This window comes from Desulfuromonas versatilis (genome assembly GCF_019704135.1).
GTDB classification, from domain to species: Bacteria; Desulfobacterota; Desulfuromonadia; order Desulfuromonadales; family NIT-T3; genus Desulfuromonas_A; species Desulfuromonas_A versatilis.
On the sequence record NZ_AP024355.1, the window covers coordinates 1,058,190 to 1,083,692 of the forward strand.

The window sequence follows — 25,503 nt, forward strand, 5'->3', positions numbered from 1 at the left end:
CGAAGTTAAGACCCATTTCTTTTGGTTCTTCTTCGTGATCTTCGTGTCCTTCGTGGTGAAAAGTTTCCCCAAAAGAAACCTACTCCTCAACCAGATCGTCTTCGGCGAAGATATCGGCCACCACCTCGAAGAGTCGCTCCCGGGCCTCGCCGTTGTCCTGGGCGGAGCGCAACTGGGCGAAGATCTTCTCCAGGCGGCGGCGCTCCTCCTCGCGCAGAGGGCGCACCCGGTTCGCCAGGTGTTCGTCGATGGTCAGGGTGCCGCGCTCGGCGTGGGTGCGGCGCGAAACCAGGCTGTGGTGGAGCCGGGCGCGGCCGAAGACGATGTGCGGGACGTTGATGCTGCGGGTCGGCCCGGCCACCAGCAGCTTGTGCCCCAGGGGCATGTTGAGGATGCGCACGTCGATGAGCTGGTCGGCGGCCAGCAGGGTCGAGGCGGCACCCACCCCGCCGCCGATCAGGGTGCCCAGCAACAGCGAGGCGCCGCCCACCGCCGCGTCGAGCAGTCCGCCGACCGCAGCGCCGCTGAGCGTACCGAGCCCCAGCAGCTGCAGCCGCGAGAGGCCGAACAGGCGCAGGGACTCGGCGGAGAACAGGCCGTGCTCCTCGAGCAGTTCCAGGCCTGCTTCGATCCGCTCCAGGCGCCGGTGGTCGTAGATTTCCTCCACGGCTTTGCGGCAGCGCCGCTCCATCTCCTGCAGGCGTTTGCGCCAGGCGGCTTCCAGGGGGGGCTTCTCGGTTTCGGTGGGGGCGTTGGGCGCGAGCTTTTTCTCGATCTTCAGGGTCAGCATGCCGGAGAGGGTGTCGGCGACCAGGCGGGCGGCGTGCAGCCTGCGCTGGATGCGGTCCTGCTCGAGGCTTTCCACCGCTCTTTGCAGCGGAGCGCGCCAGGCCCCCTGCAGCTGGCCGAAGGCGCGCAGCAGCTCGGTGCGTTTGTGGAAATCGGCCTTGAGCGCGTTGAACACCCGGACCACGCTGAAATACTGGCCCAGCGCCGCCTGCCAGGCGTCGATATGATCGGCGGGGCCGATGGGGTTGATCAGGGCCATACGCGGCTGGCCGGTCCAGCGCAGGATCTCCATCTCCGCCTCGTACTCGGGGCCGTAGGGGAGCGAGCCGTCCACCACGTAGAGGATGCCGGCGCCTTCCATCACCGGGGTGAGCAGTTCGCACTCATCGAAAAAATGTTCGCCGTCGCGGTGGGCGGCGAGAAACGCCTGAACCACCGCGGGGTGCTTGTCGGCGGTGGTTTCGTGCTGCTTCATCCAGGCGAGCGCCGCCCGAGCGCGCTGGAAACCGGGGGTGTCCACCAGGGTGTAGAGGACCTCGCCGTCGACTTTCATGGGGTAGGTCCGGCAGCGGGTGGTGGTCCCCGGAATGCGGCCGATGGCCACCGAATCGTCGTGGGCCAGGGTGGAAACGATGCTCGATTTGCCCTTGTTGGGGTGGCCGACCACCGCGAATTTCGGCTCGGACATTATCCGCCTCCTGCCCCGCGCACCGGGGTGACGGAGGTGCGCGGATCACCCAGGCGGGCGATCACCGTAGCCCAGACCTCGGCCATTTCGGACTCGCAGGGGCGCATCTGCGTGACGCTGCCCATCCCCAGGGGGACGACCCCCACGGCCAGCTCCCTGCCGAGCGTGCGGCGCAGCTCCGCTAAAAAGTCCTTGAAATCCGCCATGGGCGGTTCCCACCCCTTGACCAGGATCAGCACGGGGTTCGCCTGGCCTGCGGCCAGCGACTCCAGCACCCCCCGGTCGTGGTCCAGGGACTGGGCGCCGCCGGCTTCCTGCAGTGTATCCAGGGTGCCGTCCATGCGCTGCGCCAGCCAGCCGGCCAGGGCCTCCCGGTGCAGACCGGTGCCGGCCCAGTCGATGACCGCGAAGGTTTTTCCCCGCAGGTCGCCGAGCAGGCGGCTGTGCAGTACGCCCGAGGGGACGGTCGCCGGCCCCGGTTCGGGTTCGCTGGCCTGGGTCTCGACCAGCTGGCTGTTGAGGCGGTCAAGGGCCGCCTGCACCCCGGGCAGGTGCAGGGCGGCATGCCGCAGGGCCGCAGCAAGCCGGGCCTGGGCGAGCAGCAGCAGCGCCAGGCGCGGCAGCAGCCCGTAAATCAGCAGGCAGAAAATCAGAAACGGCCACCAGCCCCCGAGCCGGGCCGGGTCTGCCGCCGCGGCGCCGGGCAGGGTGCCAGGCTGCAGGCGGAAAAACCGGGTCGCCTCGATCAGTTCCGGCGAGGGACGCCCCTGGGGCGCCAGGTGCGCCCAGGGCCAGGCGAGCAGGTCGGTGAGGCGCTGCAGGTCGTGCGCCTCGGCCTGCAGGGTGGTGCTCCAGCCGAAGGCCAGGTCGGTGAACACCACCAGGTAGAGGCAGCCGGCCAGGGCGCCCAGGTTGAAGGCCAGGCCGAAGGCCTGCCCCGAGCGCAGGAAAATCCATTTCTGCACGCGGCCGAACAGGCTCTGGTGGGCGGTGCTGCGCCCGATCAGCGCGGCGGCGGCCTCCCGGTAGCGGGAGGGGAGATAGCGGGCAATGAGACGTTGCAGACGCCCGGGGCTGAGGCGGGGGAGGGCTTCCTGCAGCGCAGCGAGGCCGGGGACCAGCCCCTGGAGTTTTTCCGGCAGCACGCTCAGGGCGAGCAGCGCCAGCAGCAGGGCCTGGGCGCCGACGAACACGGCCAGCACGTGAATGATGTTGACCGGTCGGGTGCCGTCGTAATGGAAAACCGCGGCCGCGCTCAGCCAGCCGAGGACCAGGCCGGCGAGGACCAGCAGGGTGGTGCCGATCCCCAGGGCCGCCGAGGCGCTGCGCCCGGGAGAGGTTTCCCCGGGGGCGCGTAGCTTATCCAGCCAGTCGCCGAGCTGGGCGAGAGGTTTCGCCCGCAGCGGGCCCTGGCCGCGGCCGATCCGACGGTCGCGGCGGCGCAGTTCGCCCTCGCTCAGCGTTTCGTCCTGCTGCAGTCGATCGTTGAGGTCGGCCAGCAGGGTCAGGGTCGCGGTCGATTTCATAGGTCCAGAGCTTGGGGGGGGCGCAGTGTTTCCTGGTATATACGACAGCCCCTGGAGGCTGTCAAATCCTAACTGGTTTTGGATTTGACAGGAGCCGCCGTCTGTCGTATACAGAACGGCCGGTATTAAACCTTCTATGCCCTTGTCCCATAACCAGAATCGACAGCGAAAGAGAATTCCATGATGAACCTGAAACCCGAAGTCGTGGCCCGGCTCGAGCGCGTGCTCAGCTCCGTCGAAATGCTGCTGCCCAAGGCGGTAAAGCCGGTCGACTGGGCCAGCTGCCACGCCGCCAACTGGCGCCGCCACTCCTTTTCCGGCTATCTCGAGCCGGTCAAGGTGACCGACACCACCTCCCTCGAAGAGCTGCTCGGGGTCGAGGAACAGAAAGCCATCATGACCAGCAACACCCGTCAGTTCCTGGCCGGCCTGCCGGCCAACAACGCCCTGCTCTGGGGCTCGCGCGGCACCGGCAAGTCGTCGCTGGTCAAGGCCCTGCTCAACAAGTACGCCGACAAGGGGTTGCGGGTGATCCAGGTGGAGAAGGAGGACCTGATCTACCTCTCGGAGATTTTCTCCGCGGTGGAGAACGAGCCGTACCGGTTCATCCTGCTGTGCGACGATCTGACCTTCGAAGTCGGCGAGCTGAGCTACAAGATGCTCAAGAGCGCCCTGGACGGCTCGGTCTACTCGGCGCCGGAGAACGTGCTCATCTACGTCACCTCCAACCGCCGCCACCTGCTTCCCGAATACGAGTCGGACCACCTGGGCGGCAAGTTCGTCAAGGGCGAGCTGCAGCAGAGCGAGGCGATGGAGGAGAAGGTCTCCCTCTCCGACCGCTTCGGGCTCTGGGTACCTTTCCACGTCTTCACCCAGGACCGGTACGTCGACGCGGTGCGCCTGTGCATCGAGCGCGAATCGCGCCAGCGCAAGGTGGAGATCCCCTGGAGCCGGGAGCTGGAGCAGGAGGCGATCAAATGGTCCCACGACAAGAGCAAGCGCTGCGGCCGCACCGCCTTCCAGTTCTCGAAAAATTATGTCGGGCGCTACCTGCTGGGCAAGCAGGTCGCCTGAGCGGGGGCTGCTCGGCTCCTTCTGCAATGACCCAGCAGGAAAAAAGCCCCGCGGATGGCCGCGGGGCTTTTTCTGTCTGAACCGGACCGGTTTATTCGTTGTAGTACTGGTAGTTCTGCAGATCGATCCCGGCCTCTCCGGAGAGGTCGATGACCGGTTGGTAATCCGCGGCGGTGGTTTCGATGAACTTGAGTGCCTTGAACTTTTCCAGAACGGCCTGCCCCTGCGATGTTTGGTCCAGGGTCAGCAACGCCGCTTTCAGCCGGGATTTCAGGGATGGGTCCAGATCAGGCCTGACACAGAGGCCGTTGGAGGGGACATCGGTGGATTCGGCGAGGATGAGGATTTCGCTGTCGACCCGCGGGTCCGTTTTGCGCACCCAGTCGAAGACGGTGTTCTTGGAGGCGCCGATATCCGCGCTGCCGCTCAGCACCGCATACAGTGAGGCATCGTGGCTGCCGGCGAAAAAACTCTCGCCGAAGAAGGTTTCGATGTCGCCCGCCCCATGCTTCTTCAGGTAGGCCAGGGGGAAGACATACCCTGCCGTGGTGGCCTTTTCCACGAAGGCGAACTTTTTCCCCCGCATGTCCGCAACGCTGCGGATGCCGCTGTCCTTTCTCACGTAGATGTACCCGCGGTAGGTCGATTCGCCGTTGAGGTTCACCGGCCTGGCCAGGGGGGTCACTCCCAGTTTGCGGATCGCCATGGCGCCGGTGAAGGAGCCGAAGAAGGCGCCATCCAGGTTCTCCTCGGAAAACCGGGTGATGATGTTGCCATAGCGGCTGAGGATGGAGAACTCCACCTTGACTCCAGTCTTTTCGCCCAGGTAGTCGGCCAGGGGCTTGAAGCGCTCCATCTGCTTGAAAACATTCATCTCCGGGATGAGTCCAATGACGATAGACTTCGTCGGGGACTGCGCCGCCGCGTCCAGCGGAAGCAGCAGGCACGCTAAAATCAGGAGGATCGGCGTGGAAATACGTCTCATCTAAGGCTCCCTGCATGCAGATGGTTATCCGGGTCGGCTTCCCGGCCGATTAAGGTGGCCACTGAATCGGCCTCGATGGGCCTGGAAATCAGAAACCCCTGGGCGTATTCGCACCCCAGCTGTTTCAGGATCCGCAACTCCTCGGGTTTTTCCACTCCCTCGGCGATGACATCCATGCCCAGGTTGTGCGCCAGGTTGACGATCGTTTTGATGATTTCGAGGTTCTCCCGGTCGATACTCATCATGCTGACAAACGAGCGGTCGATCTTCAGGGCATCGATGGGGAACTGGTGAAGGTAGCTCAGGGAGGAATAGCCGGTGCCGAAATCATCGATCTGCAGGCCGATCCCCATGGCTTTGAGTTGGTGGAGCAGGAAGGCCGAGGATTCGGGCTCTCCCATGATGGTGCTTTCGGTGATCTCCAACCGCAGGGTGCCGGGGGCGATGTCCATTTCCTGCAGCAACTCCTTGATCTGTTGCAGAAGGGCAGGGGTGAACTCTTTTCCCGAGAGGTTCAGGTTGACCGTCAGCGGCACGCTTCCGAGGCCGTGGCGCTGCCATTGGCTGAGCTTGCTGCATGCCTCGCGCAGGGCCCATTGGCCCATCGGGGTGATCAGCCCGGTCTCCTCGGCGATGGAGATGAATTCGGCCGGGGCCATCAGCCCGCGCTCCGGGTGCTGCCAGCGGATGAGCGCCTCGAAACCGGTGATCCGGTTGCTGGCCAGGGACAGGATCGGCTGGTAGTAGAGCTGGAATTCCTTGCGCTCGATGGCTCGGCGCAGGTCGTTCTCCACGCGCATGTGGGTGACCGTGTCGGCATGCATCCTGGCGTCGTAGATTTCGTAGCGGGCCTTGCCGTTGGCCTTGGCATGGTACATGGCCAGGTCGGCGTCCCGCAGCATCTGCTCCGGCCGTTCGTGCCCTGCCGAGTGTAGCGAAATCCCGATGCTGGCGGTGCTGAACACCTCGTGCCCGCCGATGGTGAAGGGTTTGGGCAGCTCTTTCTGAATCCTTTCGGCGATATGGATGGCGTCATCGAGCCCCCTGATGTCCTGCAGCAGGATGGCGAATTCGTCCCCGCCGAGCCGGGCGACAGTATCGTTGGGGCGCACAACTCCCAGCATCCGCTTGCCGACTGCGATCAGCAGCTGGTCGCCGGCCAGGTGGCCGAGGCTGTCGTTGATCAGCTTGAACCGATCCAGATCGAGAAACAGCACGGCGAAGGCGAAATCCCCGTTGCGCTGCGCCGCCCCGAACACCTGCTGCAGGCGGTTTTTGAATAGGGCGCGGTTGGGCAGATCGGTCAGGGCGTCGTGGAAAGCGTCGTGCAGCAGCTGTTCCTCGGCCTTTTTGCGTTCGGTGATTTCCGTCTGGGAGCCGGCCATGCGGTAGGCCCGGCCGGTGACCTCGCGCACGGCGAGGCCCCGGGTCAGCATCCAGCGATAGCTGCCGTCCTGGTGCAGGATGCGGAATTCGCTTTCGAAATGGGTCGTCTGTCCGTCGATATGGGCATTGATCTTCGCCTCCAGATGGCGGCGGTCATCCGGGTGGACCCGCTCCAGCCAGACCGCAGGGGCGGCCCCCTGCTCATCCTGCAGGCCGAGCATCGCTTTCCAGCGGGGAGAATAGTGAATGCGGTTGGCCCGCAGGTCCCAGTCCCACAGGCCGTCGTTGGCCCCTTGGGCGGCCAGGGCGTAACGCTCCTGGCTCTCGAGCAGGGCTGCTTCGGTCAGCCTGCGTTCGGCGATCTCCTGCTGCAGCTTGGTGTAGCCGCTCTTCAGCGAGGCGCTCATGCTGTTGAGGTTGCTGGCCAGCTCCCCGAATTCGTCGTCGAATTGCGTCTCGATGGCGTAGCCCAGCTCCCCGGCGGCAATGCATCGCGTCGCGTGGACCAGTTCCGCTGTCGGCCGGGTGATGGAGCGGCTCAGGTGGCGGGCGACCAGCACCCCGACCAGCCCCGACAGCAGGAGGGTGGCGAATAGTATCCAGCGGGCTCTCTCCACCTCGATCAGGGCGGTGGTGGTCAGCCGCTCGATGTTGGCCCCGGCCTCGAAGGACATTTGCTCGGTATTGTAGAGCAGTCGGTTGCCGAGCAGCGCCGCTTCCTTTTTCAGCAGGTCGATCCGCTCCCGGTTGGCCGAGGCGGTGATGTAGAAGCTCAGGGCGCCTTTGAACTCTTCGACCAGCCTCTGGAGCTCCTCGAGCTCCGCGGCGACCGCAGGGCGATGATGGCAGGAGAGGCATTCCTCAGCCGCCGTTTCCAGATGGGAAACATTTACGATGATGGAGTCCAGGTTGTGCCCCAGGGAGGTGTGGACGGTGTAGAGATCGGATTGGACCTTGAGGATCCGTTCCATCAGCCCGTGGCGCAGCCCTTCGATCTGGTGCAGTTTGAGGAGATTGTTGAATACCTGGGTGGTGGTTTTGATGTTCAGGGTCGCGACACCGGCGCCGAAGGCGAAGAGGGAGAACAGGACGATCAGCGAAAAGTTGATCTTGCGTTTCATGGTGGGGGCCCTGTTGCGGAATGCGGCGGTGGAGGTTTGGCCGGCTTGGCGGTCGCTGACTTCCGAATCTGCTGAATGCCGGGTCGTGAAATGCAGGAGCCTGGCTCCGCTCAGGGGAACCAAGCGGGAAGATGGACACTGCCCCCGCAACGGTGATTTTCAGCAGTCTAATACCATACTGAAAAAATTCGAATAAAAAAACTGCCATGTGACGGCCCCGGAACATTTTTTACAGGCAATTGCTCCCCGGCACACCGGCCGCTGCGACAGGAGGGATTTCTGCTGCCGTTGGGGCAGGGGCAGCAGGGGAGGGGGTCAGCCGCCTTTGGGAAACAGCACGATATGCCGCACATCCTGGCGGATGCCGATCTTTTCGCCGGGGGCGTGGTCGCAGTGGCTGGGGACCAGGGCCTGGACCAGGTCGCCGCTGGCCAGGCGCAGGCTGTAAAGCACGTTGGCGCCCCGGAAATAGCGACGCACCACCTCGGCCTTGACCGGGCTGGCGTCGTCGTGGACCACGTCCTCGGGGCGCACCAGCACGTCCACCGCGCAGCCGCCGCTGCAGGGGGCGCTGAAACTGCCGTTGAGCATGCCGAGGCCGGTCTCCACCTGCCGCTCGCTGCGCACCACCCCGGGCAGCAGCACCCCCTCGCCGACGAAGCGGGCCACGCCGGGGTCGGCGGGGTGATGGTAGAGCTGGTGGCCGTTGCTCCACTGCAGCAGGGTGCCGTCGCGCATGACGCCGATCTGGTCGGCGACGGCGAAGGCCTCCTGCTGGTTGTGGGTGACGAACAGGGCGGTGGCGCCGTAGGCCTTGAGGATGTCGCGCACCTCCATGGAGAGCCGCTCGCGCAGGGTCACGTCGAGGTTGGAGAAGGGCTCGTCCATCAGCAGCAGGTTCGGCCGCGGGGCCAGGGCCCGGGCCAGGGCCACGCGCTGCTGCTGGCCGCCGGAGATCTCATGGGGGTACTTGGCCTGGGAGCCGCCGAGGCCGACCAGCTCGAGCATCTCGTTGACCCGGATGACCTTGGCCGCCCGGTCCAGGCCCTTGAGACCGAAGGCGACGTTATCGAAGATGGTCAGGTGGGGGAACAGCGCATAATCCTGGAACACCATGCCGATGGCTCGCTTGGCGGGGGGAAGCGACCAGCCGGGGCGGCTGACCTCCTGCCCGGCCAGGCGGATCTGCCCGGCCAGCAGCGGCTCGAAACCGGCGATGGTGCGCAGCACCGTGGTCTTGCCGCAGCCGCTTTCGCCGAGCAGGCAGCCGATCTGCCCCTTGACCAGGCGCAGGGAGAGATTCTTCACCACCAGGTGCTGGCCGTAGGCCTGGGAGATGCCGTCGAGTTCGAGGATGTTGTCGGTCATGGTCGGGTCCTTTGGAAATTCATTGAAGGCGTAATAAGTGATGAGTAATAAGTAAAAGGTAAAAACCTAAAAATCTCATCACTTATCACTCATTACTCATCACGCCCTTGTTGATTTTTACTTCTCCGTATGCCGCATCAGCAGGATGATCGGCACCAGCCCGCTCAGCAGCAGGGTCAGCGCCGGCAGGGCGGCCCGCTCCCATTCGCCCTCGGAGGTCAGCTCGAAGATCTTCACCGCAAAGGTGTCCCAGCCGAAGGGGCGGGTCATCAGGGTGATGGGCATCTCCTTCATGACGTCGACGAACACCAGGGTGGCGGCGGTCAGCACGCCGCCGCGCAGCATCGGCAGGTGGATGCGCGCCAACAGTTTCAACCCGCGCAGGCCGAGCAGGCGGGCCGCTTCGTCGATGCTCGGGGTGACCCGGTGCATGGCGCCGTCGATGGGCTTGAAACCCGCGGCCATGAAACGCACCAGGTAGGCGAGCAGCATGATGAAAATCGTCCCCTGGAGCAGCATGCCGATCTCCAGGCCGAACAGCTTGTGCGCCAGGGAGATCAAGGTGTTGTCGAGAGCGGCCACGGGGATGAAGATGCCGACCGCCAGCACCGTGCCCGGCAGGGCGTAGCCGAGGTTGGCGGTGCGCACCAGGCCGCGGGTGAGGCGGTCGCCGTGGCGGCGGTTGGCGTAGGCCAGCACCAGCGCGGTGATGCTGACCAGCAGCGCCGCGCTCAGGCCGAGGGTCAGTGAATGGGTCAGCAACTGCAGGTAGCGGCTGTCGAACTCGCGGTGAAAGACCTTGAGGGTCCAGACCAGCAGCTGCAGCAGCGGAACGATGAAGGCGACCGAGAGAACCGCCAGCGCGTAGGCGCAGGCCAGCCAGCGGGCGGTCCGGCCGAGCTGGACCCGCTCGCCGGTGGGGCTGAGGCGGGCCGCGGTGAAGCGCATCCGCGAGCGCAGCCACTGCTCGAAGGCGATGATGGCGAAGACGATCAACACCAGCAGGGATGAGAGCTGGGCCGCGGCGGGCAGGGAGAAGAAGCCGAACCAGGCCTTGTAGATGGCGGTGGTGAAGGTGTCGTAGTTGAAGATGGAGACGGCGCCGAAGTCGGCCAGCGCCTCCATGATCACCAGCAGGGCGCCGCCGGCGATCCAGGGCCGGGCCATGGGCAGGACCACCTTGAAAAACGCCCGCCACGGCGAGCAGCCGAGGGACTCGGCCGCCTCGAGCATCCGCTTGCCCTGGGTCAGAAAGGCGTTGCGGGTCAGCAGGTAGACATAGGGGTAGAGGGCCAGGGTCATCACCGCCACCACCCCGGCGGTCGAACGCATATCGGGAAACCAGGCCGAGCTGCCGAACCAGGCGCGCAGCCGGGTCTGTACCGGGCCGGCGAAATCGAACAGGCCGAGGCTGACGAAGGCCAGCACGTAGGTCGGCACCGCCAGGGGCAGCAGCAGGGCCCAGGAGAAAACCTTGCGGCCGGGAAAATCGCACACCGCCGTCAGCCAGGCCAGGCTCACCCCGAGCAGCACCGTCCCGGTGGTCACGCCGATGACCAGCCAGAAGGTGTTGACCAGCAGCTCGGCGAGCAGGGTTTCGGCCAGGTGCTTCCAGATCTCGGTGGCGGGGTCGAGCCAGGAGAAGAAGACCACCGACATGGGGGCGATGACCAGCACCGCCACCAGCAGGATGACCAGGCGCCAGCCGCTGTAGAAGTCGCGGCGCAAAAACGCCGAAAAGGCACCGGCTTGCGGTGCCCTTTCGGGTGCAGTGTTTCGATCGATCAGAGGATCGGACATGGGAGGTCCTCGGGAATCCAGGAGTCAGAATTCAGGATCCAGAATAGAGCTCTAAAAGCGGAGGGGTTGCCCTTGACTACCTCCTGGCTTCTGAATTCTGGATTCTGCATTCAAGCAGCCCCGCTGCTCGCAGCGGGGCTCTGATTTTATTTAACGATATTCCGAGCGGTCCATCAGCTTGATGGCGTCGCCCTGCAGTGCCCCGGCCTGGGTCAGGTTGAAGGGGCTTTTCTGGAACTCGCCCCAGGCAGCCACGTCGGCGTGGGCCTGGACCGCGGGGTTGACGGGGTATTCCATGTTGGCGTCGGCGAAGATGTTCTGGGCCTTTTCCGAGGAGAGCCACTCGAGGAACTTGACGGCGGCTTCCTTGTGCTTGGCGTGCTTGGTCACGCCGGCGCCGGAGACGTTGACGTGCACGCCGCTTTTCTCCTGCTTCTGGTTGGGCCAGAACAGGGCCAGCTTGATGTCGGGGTTCTCTTTCTGCAGGCGGCCGAAATAGTAGGTGTTGACGATGCCCACGTCACCCTGGCCGGCGAGGATCGCCTCCATCAGCTGGGTATCGTTGGAGGTCGGCGGGGCAGCCAGGTTGGCGACCCAGGAGCGGACGATCTGCTCGGTCTTCTGCTCGCCGTGCTCGGCGATCATCATCGCCACCAGCGACTGGTTGTAAACCTTTTTCGAGGTGCGCAGCAGCAGCCGTCCTTTCCACTGGGGCTCGCCCAGGGCCTCGTAGGTGCTGAGCTCTTCGGGCTTGACCCGCTCGGTGCTGTAGACGATGGTGCGGGCGCGCAGCGAGAGGCCGAACCACTGGTTGTCGGCGTCGCGCAGGAAGGGGGGGACGTTTTTCGCCAGCACTGCCGAGTTCACCGGCTGCAGCAGCCCTTCGTTGGCCGCGTGCCAGAGGTTGCCGGCGTCGACGGTGATCAGCAGGTCGGCGGGAGTGTTCTTCCCCTCGGCCTTGAGCCGCTCCATCAGCGGGCCTTCCTTGTCGGTGATGTACTTGAACTCCACGCCGGTCTCGGCGGTGTAGGCGTCGAACAGCGGCTTGATCAGCTGCTCGTTGCGGGCCGAGTAGACCACCAGTTCCTCTGCCAGAACCGGCCCGGCTGCCAGCATGGCCAGCATCCCTGCGAACAGTATCCTCTTGAAATTGAACTTTTTCATCGTTCCTCCAATGAATGTGATTTTGAAAACCGCTTTCAAAAATAGAGAAGAGTCCGGCAACTGTCAAGCAGAATTTTCCACCCCTGCCGGAAGCCGGCCCCGGATCCCCCTGGCAGCGGGGTTATTGCCAGGGCCCGGGCGATCTGTTAATCTCGCTGACCCGATGGTTTGATGTCGCTGCAAGACAACCCGTGCCCAGGGGGCAAGCCGTGCAGGAACTCGTGAATCTCATCCTGGCCGCCGGACGCTCCGCGGTCGATCTGGCCCTTTACATCCTGTTGCCGGTGATGATCGTCATGATGGCTTTCATGAAGTTGCTGGAGGCCAAGGGGGGCCTGGCCCTTATCGCCCGGTTCCTGAGCCCGGGGCTGCGCATCTTCGGCCTGCCCGGCAACGGCGCTTTCGCCATGGTCCAGCTGATGCTGGTGAGCTTCGCCGCCCCCGTCGCCACTCTCTCCATCATGGAGGGCGACGGCACTTCCCGGCGGGGGATCGCCGCCACCCTGGCCATGGTGTTCACCATGGCCCAGGCCAACGTGGTTTTTCCCATGGTGGCGGTGGGGCTGAATCTCGGAGCGATCATCGCCACCTCCATAGTCGGCGGCCTTGCCGCCGCGGCGCTGACCTACTACGTGTTCGCCCGCGGTTTCGGGGGCGAACAGGCCCCGCCGCCGCGCTGTGAAGAGGGCAGGCCGAAGCCGCACCGGACCACCGCGCTGAACATCATGATCACCGGCGGCCAGGAGGCGGTGCAGATCGTGCTCGGCGCCCTGCCGATCCTGGTGCTGGCCATTTTTCTGGTCGGCGTGCTCAAGGCGACCGGCGCCATCTCGTTGCTCGAATGGGCCCTTGGCCCCCTGTTCAACCTGGTCGGCCTGCCGGGGATCGCCGTGCTGCCGGTCGCCACCAAGTTTCTCGCGGGAGGGACCGCGATGATGGGGGTGGCCCTCGACCTGCTCAAGCAGGGGTCGCTGAGCGTCGCGGAACTCAATCGCATCGCCGGCTTCATCATCCATCCCTTCGACATCGTCGGGGTCGCCGTGCTCGGTTCCGCCGGCTCGCGCTGCGCTTCGGTGGTGCGGCCCGCGGTCGCCGGCGCCCTCGGCGGAGTGCTTATCCGCGGGGTGCTGCACCTGCTGATCTTCTGAGGGGGAGGATGGTTCGCTTACTGCCGTTCGGTGAAATCCCCGCCCCAGGTTTCGCCGGAAGGCGGTTCAGTCCTGCAGCTGCTGGACCTTGGCGGCGCAGATGAAATCGTTCTCCGAAAGACCGCCGATGGCGTGGGTGGTGTAGCTGACCCGGCAGGTGTTGTAACCCACCTGCAGGTCGGGATGATGGTTTTCCCGGTGGGCGATCCAGGCTACCGCGTTGACGAAAGCCATGGTCTGGCAGTAGTTTTTGAAGCGGAAGGTGCGATAAATCATCCCCTCCTGACTTTCCCACCCCTCCAGCCCCTGCAGTAGGCGCTCGGCTTGCTTTGCGCTCAGCGGTGGGGTGCCCCCCTCGCAGGGGGTGCAGCGCCGGTTTGCCAGCTCATTCTTTTCATTTCCCATGGTAACGCTCCCACGCTCCAGGTTCCCGCTGGACGGAAAAACTGCCGTTCCTGTTTCATCATTATACCGCGAAGCAGCCACCTGGCTCGGCCCCCCCCGAAGGCCTGTCCGTCAGGCACGGAATTTGCTTTGGTTTTGCCCGCAATTCCTTGCCTGGAACAAGGGTCGCCCAATTTCAGGACGGAACTGTGCGGCGAAGGCTTGGGCTGTTCGACCCGCATTTTCCGCTCCATTCTGTCACTTTTCCCAACAATCTGCAGGTGTCTTACCGATGGTTTCACAAGAGTATCAAGAGCGTTTCCAATTTGTTTTCAATCTGCCCGCCATCAGCGCCCTCATCGTCAATGCCCGGGGCGAATTCCTCGAGGCAAACCCCTTCGCCTGTCAATTTCTTGGCTACGCCAAGGAGGAGATGGCAGGGCTTTCGGTAAGGGAAGTGACCCATCCCGAAGACCTGGAAAAGAGCCTCGCCTTCTATTCTGCGGAGGGGCTCCAAAAACACCGCGCCTTCCACTATCGGAAGCGATTTCTCCGCAAGGACGGCCAGACCGTGTGGGGCCAGGTCTCGGCCGCCTGGATTCCCGGCGAGCTCGGGGAGGCCGAGCACGGACTGGTTCTGCTGCAGGACATCACGGAGCACCAGACGGCCCAGGAATCGGTGGCCGCCGAGCGAAGCTTTTTTCAGTCGGTCGTCGACAGCCTGGGCGACCCGGTCAAGGTCGTCGACTTGAACCAGCACATCCTCACCCTCAACCGGGCGGCCAAAAAAATGCTGCCGGAGAACGCGCCGGCCCCGCAAACCCAGCGCTGCGACCATGCCTCGCGGGCCTGTCAGCTGCCCTGCAGCGCCCTTGACGGCGCCTGCAACCTGGCGGTCATTCAGAAGACCGGCCAGCCGCTGGTGAGCCTGCAGCGCCTGGAGCTCGATTCGGGGGAGGTGCATGTCTACGAGATCACTGCCACACCCCTTTGGAATGAGCAGGGGGAGCTGAGGGGGATTGTTGAAACCTCGCGAAACATTACCGAGCGGCTGAAGGCCGCGGCAAAAATCGAGGAGAGCGAAAAGCGCCTGGAGTATCTCACCCATTACGACCCCCTCACCCGGCTGCCCAATCAGGCCTTGCTGCTCGACCGGCTGCAGCAGACCCTGGCCCGGGCTCAGCGCTCCTCCGGCAAAGTGGCGGTGTTGCTGCTGGATCTGGACCGGTTCAAGGCGATCATCCAGTCCCTCGGGGGGCGTTCGGGCAACCTGCTGCTGGCCGAAGTCGCCCGGCGGCTGGAGCTGCACGTGCGCAAGGCCGACACCCTGGCCCGCTACGGGGAGGACGAGTTCGTCGTGGTCCTGGAGCAGTTCGGCGATATCAACCAGGTGGTCGAAGTCGCCCAGCGGCTGCTGGATGAGTTGGCCCGGGAGGCGGACCTGGACGGAGTGCCGGTGTTCGTGACGGCCAGCATCGGCATCAGCCTGTTCCCGGAAGACGCCGGGGACGGGGACGGGCTGCTGCGCCGGGCCGAAGCTGCGATGCAGCGGGCGCAGGAGGAAGGGGGCAACGCCTACCAGTTCTACACCTCCGGCATGACCACCCAGACCCGGGAGCGGCTGGAACTGGAGGCACAGCTGCGTGAGGCCATCCGCAGCGACCAGCTGCAGTTGTACTATCAACCCCAGGTGAACCTGGTCTCGGGGCGCTGCATCGGCAGCGAGGCCCTGGTGCGCTGGATGCATCCCCACAAGGGGATGATCTCCCCGGGCGCCTTCATCCCTCTGGCGGAAGAGACGGGGCTGATCGAGCCCCTCGGGCTGTGGGGATTGAGGACCGCCTGCGCCTGGAACAGATCGCTCCAGGAGCGGGGCCTGACCCCGGTTCCGGTTTCGGTGAACATTTCGGCGCGGCAATTCTTCCGCCCGAACTTTTCCGCCCTGGTGGCCCGCATTCTCGAGGAGACCGGCCTGGAGGCGCGTTACCTGGAGCTGGAGATCACCGAGAGCATGCTGATGAAGGACGTCAAAACGGCCATCGCGGTGATGCAGCAACTCAAGGAGCAGGGGATTTCCCTGGCCTTGGACGATTTTGGCACCGGCTATTCCTCCCTGAGTTACCTGCGCCAGTTCCCCATCAAGAAACTGAAAATCGACCAGTCGTTCATCCGCGACCTGGTGCGCGACGCCAACGCCGCCGCCATTACCCGCGCGGTCATCGCCCTGGCGCAGAGCCTGAACCTGAGGGTCATCGCCGAGGGGGTGGAAACCAGGGAGCAGGCCGAGCTGCTCAAGACCATGGGCTGCTACGAAATCCAGGGTTATCTGTTCAGCAGGCCGCTGCCGGCCAAGGAGGCCGAGGCCTATCTGGCCCGCGGTTGAGGGGCGCTTAGCCCAAGGGGCACCGACAAGACGCGCATGGCCCACCCGGACTACCGGGTGGGCCATGCGCGTCTTGGGGATTTGGGGTTTGCGCCGGTTGTCGCAGTTGTTGATTTGCCCGTTGGTCGAGCCCGGTGCCCCGCTGTCCCCCTTGAGGTTAGGCAGGATGGTTCAGGCGCGCAGCTTGCCGGCCTCGCTCGGGAATTGGGTTCCCCCCCTGCGGAAGGCTCGCCTCACAACAGCGAGCGCAGCTCGGCGGTGAACCGCTCGATCTCCTCGAGGGTGTTGTAGTAGTGCAGCGAAGCCCGCAGCAGCGGCGGATGGGGATGGCGCCGGGAACTGACCGGGTTGGCGGAGGAGGGGACGCACGAGAGGTTGATGCGCCGGGCGGCGAGCTGGCGCTGCAGCCGCTCGGCGGGAGCCTGGGCGGCGTGAAAGGTGACGATGCCGCACTGACGCAGGCCCCGGTCGGCGACGGTCAGGCCGTCGAGGGCGGCGAGCTGCCGGCGCAGTTCAGCCGCCAGACCCCCGATGCGCTCGGCGATGACCTCGAGGCCCCACCCCAGGGCATAGTCGATGGCCACCCCCAGGGCGAGCTGGCCGGCGCAGCTGCGCTCCCAGCATTCGAAGCGCCGGGCGTCGGGGCGCAGCCGGTAGTCTCGGTGCTGAGAAGATCTGCGGCGTGATGGTTGAGCTCCGCCGGTTCGAGCCGCTCGAGCAGGGCTCGGCGCACGTAGAGCAGGCCGCTGCCGCGCGGGCCGCGCAGGAATTTGCGCCCGGTGCCGCAGAGCAGGTCGCAGCCGATCTGCTGCACATCCACGGGCAGCTGGCCGAGGGCCTGGCAGGCGTCGAGGAGCAGGGGGATGCCCGCACCCCGGGCGATGCGGCCGACCGCTGCCGCCGGGTTGACCAGCCCGTTCCCCGAAGGGACCTGGGTCAGGCAGATCAGCTTGACCCGCGGGTCGATGAGCTTTTCCAGTGCGGCCACGTCGATCTGGCCGTGTTCGTCGTCCGGCACCCAGACGATCTCCACCCCCCGACATTTGGCCCGGTGCAGCAGGGCGACCAGGTTGCTGCCGTACTCGGCGCTGCCGGCGAGAATCCGCTCGCCGGGCCGCAGGTCCAGGGCGTAAAAGGCGGCGTTCCAAGCGCGGGTGGCGCTGTCGGCGAAGGCGATCTCGCCGGGCGTGCAGTTCAGCAGCCGGGCGCCGGCGGTGTAGAAGTGCTCCAGCTCGGCGCTGCGCCGATCCATCACCTCGTAGCCCCCCTGCAGCTCCTCCTCGCGCAGGTAGCCGTAGAGGGCGTCGGCCACCGGCGCCGGCGGCAGCGCGGCGCCGGCGTTGTTGAAATGGATCAGCTCGTTGCAGCCGCGGGTCTCAAGGCGGGCCCGGGCCAGGTCGAAGGGGGCCACCATCAGCCGCTGCGCTCCCAGATCGTCACTTGGGAAATGCTGTGCTGGAACTTGCGCGCGGTCTCGCGGATGACGAACTCGACATCGCGCGGCTCGCCGAGCTGGCGGAAATGGGGGGCGAGCAGCTCCTGCAGCCCCTCCTGGGTGGTGAAGGGTTCCCCGGCGCGGCGGATGCCGCCGACCCATTTCTCCTTCTTGGTGAACTCCTCCAGCCAGGTGTAGGGGGAGGCGAGCACCAGCAGCCCGCCGGGATTGAGCCGCTGGTGAATGCTGCCGAGGAAGCGCGCCGGGTCGTAGAGCCGGTCGAGCAGGTTGCCGGCGAGCACCAGGTCGTAGCCGGTGAACTGGGGCTTGAGGTTGTGGGCGTCGCCCTGGAAGAACTCGATCCGCGTGCCGAGCCCCTCGAGGCCGAAGTCGCTCAGGCGCTGCTCGTGGAAGGAGACGATTTCCCCCTCCTCGGGGAGCTGGTAGTGGATGATCCCCTTCTCCTGCAGCTGGTAGGCGATGCGGATGAAGCGGGCGGAGAAGTCGATCCCCGAGACGAACTCGAACTGCCTGGCCAACTCGAAGCTGGCTCGGCCCACGGCGCAGCCCAGATCCAAGGCGCGCCGCTTCGGCCGCCCGTCCATGGCCTCGAGGCAGATCTGCGCCAGCCGCGCCGGGAAGTTCTCCACGGCGAATTTTCCCGGGCCGAAATGGGCGTCGCAGTACTGGGCGACGGCCGCGTCGGTCTCGTACATGGCTTCGGGGCTGGGCAGCTCCTGCTCGGCGGCCACGTAGCGCAGCCCGGCGTGCTGGAAGAAGTGGCGGCGAAAGGCGTAGCGGCAATCGCGGGTCGCCTCGTTGCCGGTGGAGATCCACGAGCCGCCCTTGATCAGGTTGTGCTGGGTGTCGAAGGTCGGGGTGGAGAAGTCGTCGTAGTAGGGGTGAACCTCGAAGCCGTCGAAGCCGGTGATCGGCGTCTCGGTCCACTGCCAGACGTTGCCGACCAGGTCGTAGAACTCGCCGAAGGCGAAGCGGGTCACCGGGCAGGAGGAGGCCCAGTGTTCGAGGTTGATGTTGCCCGGCGCCTTGTCCCAGTCGGGCTGATCGGGAATCTGCTGCCGGTCGCGCAGGCAGTACCACTCGTCCTCGGTCGGCAGGCGGATCGGCAGGCCGGTGTTCTTTGCTTTCCAGTTGCAGAAGGCCTTGGCCTCCAGGTAGTTGACCTCCACCGGCCAGTCCCAGGGCATGGGGATCTCCCGGGCCATGGTGCGCAGGCGCTCGCCCGCGCCGTCCCTGATCCAGAACAGCGGGTGCTGCGCCCGGCTGTAGCCCAGCCAGCGCTGGCCCTCCTCGGTCCAGAAGGCGGGGGTGCGGTGGCCGCCGGCCTCGACGAACTCCAGATACTCGCGATTGGAGACCAGGTACTTGCCGGCCTGAAAATCCTCCACCTCGAAGCTGTGGCGGCCGAATTCGTTGTCCCAGCCGTAGAGCCGGTGATCCTTCGCTTTGCCGAGGCGGACCTTGCCGCCGGCCACCGGCAGCAGGATGTTGCGCGGGGCTTCGCCGGTTTCCGTGCAGATCTCCCAGAGCGGAAGTTGGCGGACCTGCTCGAGGGGCAGGCGGCGGATGATCACCGAGGAGGTTTCCAGGTGGATGCGCGAGTGCTCGATCCCCATCAGGATCGCCCACCAGGGGTTGTCCCAGTCGATGGGCAGGCTCAGCGGCAGGCTCTCGATCAGCCCGTCGACCAGCTCCCGCACCTGCTGCCGGTAGGCCTTGACCTCGGCCACCGTTGGCCAGTCGTAGTTCGCCTCGTTAAGATCGTCCCAGGACATCTCGTCGACGCCCACGGCGAACATCGCCTCGTAGCGCGGGTTGATCCGCTCGTTGATGAGCTTGGCGATGATCAGCTTGTTGATGTAGAAGGCGGCGGTATGGCCGAGGTAGAAGATCAGCGGATGGCGCAGGGGCTCGGGCCGCAGGTAGAAAGCCTCGTCGCTGGCCAGGGTGTCGTAGAGCTGCTCGTCGAGGCTGTAGGAGGCATGAAAGTAGTCGCGGATTTCGGCGCGCTTTTGCTCCGGCGTGCCGCTGTTGAGGATGGTGGTGCGGGTGTTGCGCAGGTCCATGCTGCCCTCCCGGGTGGTTGGCGGTTCGGTGCAGGGGGAAAAAACGGCGACTCGAGCCAACTACCGGGTGGCTTTGTAGTAGTTGATCAGCCCGTTGGTCGAGCAGTCGTGGCCGCTGATCTCGGTCTGCCCCTCGAGCTCGGGCAGGATGGTCTTGGCCAGCTGCTTGCCGAGCTCTACCCCCCACTGGTCGAAGGAGTTGACGTTCCAGATTGCCCCCTGGACGAAGATTTTGTGCTCGTAGAGGGCGATCAGCGTGCCCAGGGTTTTCGGCGTCAGTTTCTTGAAGAGGATGCTGTTGCTCGGCCGGTTGCCGGGGAACACCTTGTGGGGCAGCAGGGCGGCGACCTCGCGGGCGTCGAGGCCGGCGGCCTCCAGCTCCCGGCGGGCCTCGGCCTCGGTCTTGCCCTTCATCAGCGCCTCGGGCTGGGCGAAGAAGTTCGAGAGCAGCAGCCGGTGGTGTTCGCCGATGGGGTTGTGGCTCTCGACGGGGGCCAGAAAATCCGCCGGCACCAGCTTGGTCCCCTGGTGCATCAGCTGGTAGAAGGCGTGTTGGCCGTTGGTCCCTGGTTCGCCCCAGAGGATCGGCCCGGTGGAGTAGTCGACCGGGGTGCCCTCCAGGGTGACCCGCTTGCCGTTGCTCTCCATGTCCCCCTGCTGGAAGTAGGCGGGGAAGCGGTGCAGATACTGGTCGTAGGGGAGGATGGCGTGGCTCTGGGCGCCGAAGAAGTTGTTGTACCAGATCCCCAGCAGGGCCATGACCACCGGGATATTGCCCTCCAGCGGCGCGCTGCGGAAATGCTCGTCGGCCGCGTGGGCCCCGGCCAGCAGTTCTTCGAAGTTGTCCATGCCGATGTATAGGGCGATGGACAGGCCGATGGCCGACCACAGCGAATAGCGCCCTCCCACCCAGTCCCAGAACTCGAACATGTTCTGCCCATCGATACCGAAGGCGATGACCTTTTCGGCGTTGGTGGAGATGGCGACGAAGTGTTTGGCCACCTGCTGCGGCGCCCCGGCCGCCTCGAGCAGCCAGCGCTTGGCCGACTCGGCGTTGGCCATGGTCTCCTGAGTGGTGAAGGTCTTCGAGGCGATCAGAAACAGGGTGGTTTCGGGATTGAGCGGCCGCAGGGTTTCGGCGATGTGGGTGCCGTCGACGTTGGAGACGAAATGCACCCGCAGCCCACCCCGGCCGTAGGGCTTGAGGGCTTCGGTGACCATCAGCGGGCCGAGGTCCGAGCCGCCGATGCCGATGTTGACCACGTCACTGATCGGCTTGCCGGTAAAGCCGAGCCAGGCGCCGCTGCGCACCCGCTCGGAAAAGGTCCGCATCTTCGCCAGCACCGCGTTGACCCCGGGCATGACATCCTCGCCCTCGACCCGGATCGGCCGGTTGGAGCGGTTGCGCAGCGCCACGTGGAGCACCGCCCGCTGCTCGCTGGCGTTGATCTTCTCGCCGGCGAACATCCCTTGGCGTTTTCGCTCCACCCCGCTCTGCCTGGCCAGCTCGAGCAGTAGCCCCATGGTGTCCGCGGTGATGCGATTCTTGGAATAGTCGAAGAGAATATCGTTCAACCGCAGGGAAAAACACTCGAACCGCTCGGGGTCGGCCTGAAAAAGCTCGCGCATGTGCAGCTCGACGACCTGCTGGTAGTGGGTCTGCAGGGCCTGCCAGGCCGGCAACCGGGTCAGTGGGGTCATGGAATGCTCCTCCATTGCGGGTGTTGGCAATAAGATCCAAAAGTATACTGCCCAGACCGGGATGGGCAAGTTTCTTGACCCGCCAAGCGCAAGGTCGCAAAACAGCTCTTCGGTGAAAAAGACCCGGAAGAAACCGCTATCTTCTGGTACTCTATAGGATGTTTGCCATATGGGACGGCAGGGTTTGCCGTTTCTTGTCGGGAGGGGGTGGGTCGATGCGACATCCTGAAAAGACAACGTCGCCGGGTTCCCTGGACCGCCAGCGGCTCAAATCGATCTACGAATCCCTGCGCCCCGCCTACGAAGCGGCTCTGCAGGCGGTACTCCGGGAGATTCGCGCCTGCCTGGAGCGGCACGGTCACAGCCCGAACATCAAATACAGGGTCAAGCGGTTTGAGAATTACTTTGAAAAACTCGGGCGGTTCGACCAGGGGGGCAAACCCCAGGCGCTGAGCGACCTGCTCGGCCTGCGCATCATCTGCCCGTTTCTGGAAGACCTGGAGACCGTCGAGGGGTTGCTGGTCAAGAATTTCGAGGTGGTGGAACTGGAGCGCAAGGGGGCCCGCCACTCCTTCCGCGAGTTCGGCTACGACTCGGTGCACCTGCTGATCCGTCTCGACCGGGAACTGCTCGGCGAAACCCTGCCCCATTCGGCGGCGGTGGCCGAGGTCCAGCTGCGCACTATTCTGCAGGACGCCTGGGCCGAGGTGGAGCACGAACTCATCTACAAATCGGACATTTCCCTGCCCAACGAGTCGGTCAAGCGCAAGCTGGCTTCCCTGAACGCCACCCTCACCCTGTCGGATCTGATTTTCCAGGAAATCCGCGACTACCAGAGAGAGATCCGCGACCGCGACCGCAAGCGCCGCCAGAGCCTGGAGGCCAAGCTCGGCGCCCCGTTCTGCATCTCCATGCCCGGAGCGGAACCGGCGGGCGACCAGGGCCAGGCAGCGGTGTCTCTGGAACTGGGCTCCAGGCTCGGGCAGCACAAGCTGGAGCGGGCCATGCTCGCCGCCCTCGATGCCCACAGCCGCGGCGAGTTGGGGCAGGCGGTGCAGCTGTACACGCAGATTCTGCGCCTGAAGCTGGCCGACCCGATCCGCGCCCTGGTCTACAACCACCGGGGGATGGCGCATTTCGCCCGTTCCGATTATCGCCGGGCGATCCGGGATTTTTCCCGGGCCATCGATTTCGACGCCAAAAACACCCGCTGCTACAACAACCGCGCTCTGACCTTTCGGGTCCTGAAGCGTTTCGACCGCTCCCTGGCCGACTACGACCGTTCGCTGGCCATCAAATCCTCCCAGCTCGATGCGCTCTGGGGCAGAGCGCAGACCTGCTACGAAATGAAACTCTTCACCCAGGCCCTGGCCGACTGCGAAAAGGCGCTCGCTCTGCAGGCCGATTTCGCCCCGGCGCAGGCCCTGGTCCGCCGCATCGGCAGTCAGGTTTTCTGAATGCCAAGAAGCGGCCCCGGCCGTCTTCTCAACGGCTGCTGATCCGGGTGACCAGCACCCGGCGGATTTCCCGGAGCTTGGCTTTGATGCGTTCGGCGTTGTCGGCTCCGCTGCGCAGCAGCAGCTTCTGCCCGGCCGAGAGGCTCTCCAGGGCCGGGTCGGCGAAGTGGTAGAGGATCTTGGGCCGCACCAGGCGGATCGGCCCCTCGACCCGCGGGGTCTCGAGCAGGTGGTCGATCACCTCGATCAGGCGGTCGTTGAAATACCCCTTCGGGTAGCCGAGCTCCCGGTAGGCCTCCTGGAACAGGGGGTAGTAGTGGACGTAGGTCGCCACCAGGGCCTGGCTGTCGAGGGACTCGGCGAATTTCACGTAGGGGGCGTAGCGCCGGTGGTTGTCGGGGCCGATTACCTCGCCGCCGGCTTCCGTGGCGGTGATGAAACTCCCCGCCGGGGGCCTGGTCGGCAGTTGCTTGACGGGCAGGGTCGGGCGCGGAAGGTTGTCGATGGTGACTACCACGCGCTGGATGAAGTTCTTCAGGACGAACAACTCCTCCAGGCCCTTCGCGTCAGACATTCCGGCGAGGGTCTCCTGGATCGTCTCGTCGCTCTGCTGCAGCGCCGGAAGCGGTGCCGGCTTCTGCTCCGCTTGCTCCTGCTCCTGGCCCGGCGCCGGAGCCTGGGGTTCGGGTACCGGATAGCGGATCGCCGGCTCGGTCGGTTCGACCGGCTGCTGCTGTTCGGCAACACCGACAGCCTGGGTCGGCTCCTGGGCGGGCGGCTGGTAGAAGACCAGGTAGAGGGCCGCGGCGGCCGCCAGCAGCAAGACAATCCCCAACAGTGATTTTTTCATGGCATCGCTACCCTTCGGGTTTCGGGAGGGAAGAGGGGCGCGGCGCGTCTTCCCCTATCAGGGGATGAGGACGCGCCTCCTGGTGAAAAGGGTAACGGGCTTTTGCCGGGTGTCAACCGCCGCAAACCCACCCCGGGTCGGGGTTAATTCCAAGGATATCGGGCCCTTGCCCGATCAGCGACGCCGCGGCGGTTTTCTGCCCGGCTGCCCGGCGCCGAGCTTGGCGACGAACACCACGTGGCGCAAACCGCCGCGGCCCGGGCGCTCGTTGCTGGTGGCGAAGCCGGCCAGGCGCAGCCGCTTGTCGAAGCGCTCGTCATAGTTTTCGCCCCACACGGCAAACACCCCGCCGGGCCTGAGCGCGGCCTTGACGGCGGCGATCGCCCTGCTGCCGTAGAGCGGATCGTTGCGCTGGTCGGTGTGGTAGTGGGGGCCCTTGTAGAGGTCGAAGACGATGGCGTCGAAGCCCGGCTCGTCCGGCCCGACGGCCGAACGGCGCACCCGCTCGGCGACGTCGACGATCTCCACCGAGACCCGCGGATCGCTCGCCGCGTTGTCGGTGAGTCCCGCCAACGGCCCCCGGCACCATTCCAGGACCACCGGATTGAGCTCGGCGACCACCACCTGGGCGCTGGGCGGCAGGCAGTCGAGCACCGCCCGCAGGGTGAAGCCCATCCCCAGGCCGCCGACCAGCACCCGGGGGGCGCCGTGGTTTTTCAGGTGGCCGCAGCCGAGCTGGCCGAGGGCCACCTCCGAGCGGTGGGCGAGGCTGTTCATCAGCACCAGGGAGTTGACGGTGATCAGAAAGTCCCGCTCGCCGCGCTGGCGCAGCTCGAGCAGGCCTTCGGCGGTGGGGACGCTTTGAATGGTTTTCCAGGGCAGGGCCATCGGTCGATCCTTTGCTGCAGGGGGAAGCAACCCCCGGTTGAAAAATCACATTATGGCTCATCTCGGCTGGTTTGCCGATAAAAAACGCCGCACCCCGGCGGTGGCGGGTCGGCACTTCGTTTTGGACGCCGGGGCGGCAAAAATGCTATGGTGGGGATCGGCCGCCGGCCTATCCCTCTTTCGGAAAGTTTTTGCCTGATGAACCAGACCGCCCACCCTTTTCAGAGTCTCACCCCGAGTTTCGTCATGGACGCGGTGGAAAGCCGCGGCTATCGCTGCGACCACCGGGTGTTCGCCCTCAACAGCTACGAGAACCGCGTCTTCCAGGTCGGCGTGGAGGAGAGCGCGCCGCTGATCGCCAAGTTCTACCGCCCCGGGCGCTGGAGCGACGAGCAGATCGTCGAGGAGCACCGTTTCTGTTTCGAGCTGGTCGAGCGCGAGCTGCCGGTGGTCGCCCCCCTGGCCGGCGCCGAGGGGGAGAGCCTGTTTCATTTCGGCGGGTTTCGCTTCGCCCTCTTTCCCCGCCAGGGGGGGCACGCCCCCGAGTTCGACAACCTCGACAACCTGCTGATCCTCGGGCGCACCCTGGGGCGGCTGCATGCCTTCGGGGCGACCCGCCCCTTCGCCCATCGTCCGCGCCTGGATTGTCAGAGCTTCGGCCATGCCAGCGTCGAGCTGATCAGCGAGCGCTTTATCCTCCCCGAATACCAGGCCAACTACGACGCGCTGACCCGCGACCTGCTGCAGGCCCTCGACGAACTGCTGGACGACGGGCGGATCAGCTTCCTTCGCACCCACGGCGACTGCCACGCCGGCAACGTGCTGTGGCGCGACGGCGCCCCCCATTTCGTCGATTTCGACGACGCGCGCATGGCCCCGGCGATCCAGGACCTCTGGATGATGCTCTCCGGCGAGCGCTCCCGGCAGTGCGCCCAGCTGGCGGAGATCGTCGAGGGGTACGACGAATTCTACGACTTTCGCCCCAGCGAGCTGCGCCTGGTGGAGGCGCTGCGCGCCCTGCGCATCCTGCACCACAGCGCCTGGCTGGCGCGGCGCTGGGACGACCCGGCCTTTCCCCACCACTTCCCCTGGTTCAACACCGTGCGCTACTGGGGGGAGCACATCCTGCAGCTGCGCGAGCAACTGGCCGCGCTCAACGAGCCGCCTCTTAATATCTAAAAAGCGTGATGAGTAATGAGTGATAAGTAATCAGTAAAAAAGCTTTCACCTGTTACTCATCACTTATTACTCATTACTGGTCTTTGGATT

Annotated in this window: 17 protein-coding genes and 1 pseudogene; 5 read left to right on the forward strand and 13 right to left on the reverse strand. The window is 65.2% G+C overall.

Features of this window, described 5'->3' with window-relative positions; genetic code table 11:
* Positions 1-79: 79 nt before the first annotated feature.
* Both DESUT3_RS04655 and DESUT3_RS04660 read right to left on the reverse strand, forming a co-directional pair.
* Complete coding sequence (locus DESUT3_RS04655; protein WP_221251291.1) at positions 80-1,477, reverse strand: GTPase/DUF3482 domain-containing protein; 1,398 nt, start codon at positions 1,475-1,477, stop codon at positions 80-82.
* Positions 1,477-3,003: a DUF2868 domain-containing protein gene (locus DESUT3_RS04660; RefSeq protein ID WP_221251292.1), complete on the reverse strand. Its 1,527-nt coding sequence runs from the start codon at positions 3,001-3,003 to the stop codon at positions 1,477-1,479. Before DESUT3_RS04660 ends, DESUT3_RS04655 begins: the two co-directional genes overlap by 1 nt.
* Before the next feature lie 180 nt (positions 3,004-3,183).
* Here DESUT3_RS04660 and DESUT3_RS04665 point away from each other — a divergent pair, with 180 nt between their 5' ends.
* The gene (locus tag DESUT3_RS04665) at positions 3,184-4,077 is read left to right on the forward strand and encodes an ATP-binding protein (protein ID WP_221251293.1); all 894 of its coding nucleotides are present in this window, start codon (positions 3,184-3,186) and stop codon (positions 4,075-4,077) included.
* Positions 4,078-4,168: 91 nt separating this feature from the next.
* Here the strand turns inward: DESUT3_RS04665 and DESUT3_RS04670 are convergent, their stop codons facing one another.
* The 5 genes from DESUT3_RS04670 to DESUT3_RS04690 form a co-directional block, all read right to left on the reverse strand.
* Positions 4,169-5,062: a phosphate/phosphite/phosphonate ABC transporter substrate-binding protein gene (locus DESUT3_RS04670; RefSeq protein ID WP_221251294.1), complete on the reverse strand. Its 894-nt coding sequence runs from the start codon at positions 5,060-5,062 to the stop codon at positions 4,169-4,171.
* Positions 5,059-7,569, reverse strand: a complete 2,511-nt coding sequence (locus tag DESUT3_RS04675; RefSeq protein ID WP_221251295.1) for a putative bifunctional diguanylate cyclase/phosphodiesterase — start codon at positions 7,567-7,569, stop codon at positions 5,059-5,061. Before DESUT3_RS04675 ends, DESUT3_RS04670 begins: the two co-directional genes overlap by 4 nt.
* A 315-nt stretch (positions 7,570-7,884) precedes the next feature.
* The gene (locus DESUT3_RS04680; protein ID WP_221251296.1) at positions 7,885-8,937 is read right to left on the reverse strand and encodes an ABC transporter ATP-binding protein; all 1,053 of its coding nucleotides are present in this window, start codon (positions 8,935-8,937) and stop codon (positions 7,885-7,887) included.
* A gap of 117 nt (positions 8,938-9,054) precedes the next feature.
* Positions 9,055-10,737 (reverse strand): ABC transporter permease, encoded by a 1,683-nt coding sequence (locus DESUT3_RS04685; protein ID WP_221251297.1) that lies wholly within the window; start codon positions 10,735-10,737, stop codon positions 9,055-9,057.
* A gap of 150 nt (positions 10,738-10,887) precedes the next feature.
* Complete coding sequence (locus DESUT3_RS04690) at positions 10,888-11,901, reverse strand: extracellular solute-binding protein (protein WP_225911627.1); 1,014 nt, start codon at positions 11,899-11,901, stop codon at positions 10,888-10,890.
* Positions 11,902-12,110: 209 nt separating this feature from the next.
* Here DESUT3_RS04690 and DESUT3_RS04695 point away from each other — a divergent pair, with 209 nt between their 5' ends.
* Positions 12,111-13,049: a nucleoside recognition domain-containing protein gene (locus tag DESUT3_RS04695; protein ID WP_221251298.1), complete on the forward strand. Its 939-nt coding sequence runs from the start codon at positions 12,111-12,113 to the stop codon at positions 13,047-13,049.
* 66 nt (positions 13,050-13,115) lie between these two features.
* Here the strand turns inward: DESUT3_RS04695 and DESUT3_RS04700 are convergent, their stop codons facing one another.
* Positions 13,116-13,454 (reverse strand): 4a-hydroxytetrahydrobiopterin dehydratase, encoded by a 339-nt coding sequence (locus DESUT3_RS04700; RefSeq protein ID WP_221251299.1) that lies wholly within the window; start codon positions 13,452-13,454, stop codon positions 13,116-13,118.
* A 271-nt stretch (positions 13,455-13,725) separates the two neighbouring features.
* On the opposite strand from DESUT3_RS04700, the gene DESUT3_RS04705 reads away from it, so the two are divergent.
* Positions 13,726-15,816, forward strand: coding sequence for a sensor domain-containing protein (locus tag DESUT3_RS04705; protein ID WP_221251300.1), 2,091 nt, complete (start codon positions 13,726-13,728; stop codon positions 15,814-15,816).
* 233 nt (positions 15,817-16,049) lie between these two features.
* On the opposite strand, the pseudogene DESUT3_RS04715 reads toward DESUT3_RS04705, so the two are convergent.
* The 3 genes and pseudogenes from DESUT3_RS04715 to pgi all read right to left on the reverse strand — a co-directional run bounded on the left by DESUT3_RS04715 (position 16,050) and on the right by pgi (position 21,039).
* Positions 16,050-17,230: pseudogene (locus DESUT3_RS04715) on the reverse strand (aminotransferase class V-fold PLP-dependent enzyme).
* Complete coding sequence (gene ovoA / locus DESUT3_RS04720; protein ID WP_221251303.1) at positions 17,230-19,338, reverse strand: 5-histidylcysteine sulfoxide synthase; 2,109 nt, start codon at positions 19,336-19,338, stop codon at positions 17,230-17,232. Before ovoA ends, DESUT3_RS04715 begins: the two are co-directional and overlap by 1 nt.
* 60 nt (positions 19,339-19,398) lie before the next feature.
* Entirely contained in the window at positions 19,399-21,039 is a 1,641-nt protein-coding gene (pgi, locus tag DESUT3_RS04725) for a glucose-6-phosphate isomerase (protein ID WP_221251304.1), read from the reverse strand.
* A 215-nt stretch (positions 21,040-21,254) separates the two neighbouring features.
* Here pgi and DESUT3_RS04730 point away from each other — a divergent pair, with 215 nt between their 5' ends.
* On the forward strand, positions 21,255-22,496 hold the full coding sequence (locus DESUT3_RS04730) for a hypothetical protein (RefSeq protein WP_221251305.1): 1,242 nt from the start codon (positions 21,255-21,257) through the stop codon (positions 22,494-22,496).
* 28 nt (positions 22,497-22,524) lie between these two features.
* On the opposite strand, the gene DESUT3_RS04735 is transcribed toward DESUT3_RS04730, so the two are convergent.
* Positions 22,525-23,346: a DUF3014 domain-containing protein gene (locus DESUT3_RS04735; protein ID WP_221251306.1), complete on the reverse strand. Its 822-nt coding sequence runs from the start codon at positions 23,344-23,346 to the stop codon at positions 22,525-22,527.
* A gap of 174 nt (positions 23,347-23,520) precedes the next feature.
* Positions 23,521-24,234, reverse strand: coding sequence for a spermidine synthase (locus DESUT3_RS04740; RefSeq protein WP_221251307.1), 714 nt, complete (start codon positions 24,232-24,234; stop codon positions 23,521-23,523).
* A gap of 198 nt (positions 24,235-24,432) precedes the next feature.
* Here DESUT3_RS04740 and DESUT3_RS04745 point away from each other — a divergent pair, with 198 nt between their 5' ends.
* Positions 24,433-25,413 (forward strand): serine/threonine protein kinase, encoded by a 981-nt coding sequence (locus tag DESUT3_RS04745; RefSeq protein ID WP_221251308.1) that lies wholly within the window; start codon positions 24,433-24,435, stop codon positions 25,411-25,413.
* Positions 25,414-25,503: the final 90 nt, after the last annotated feature.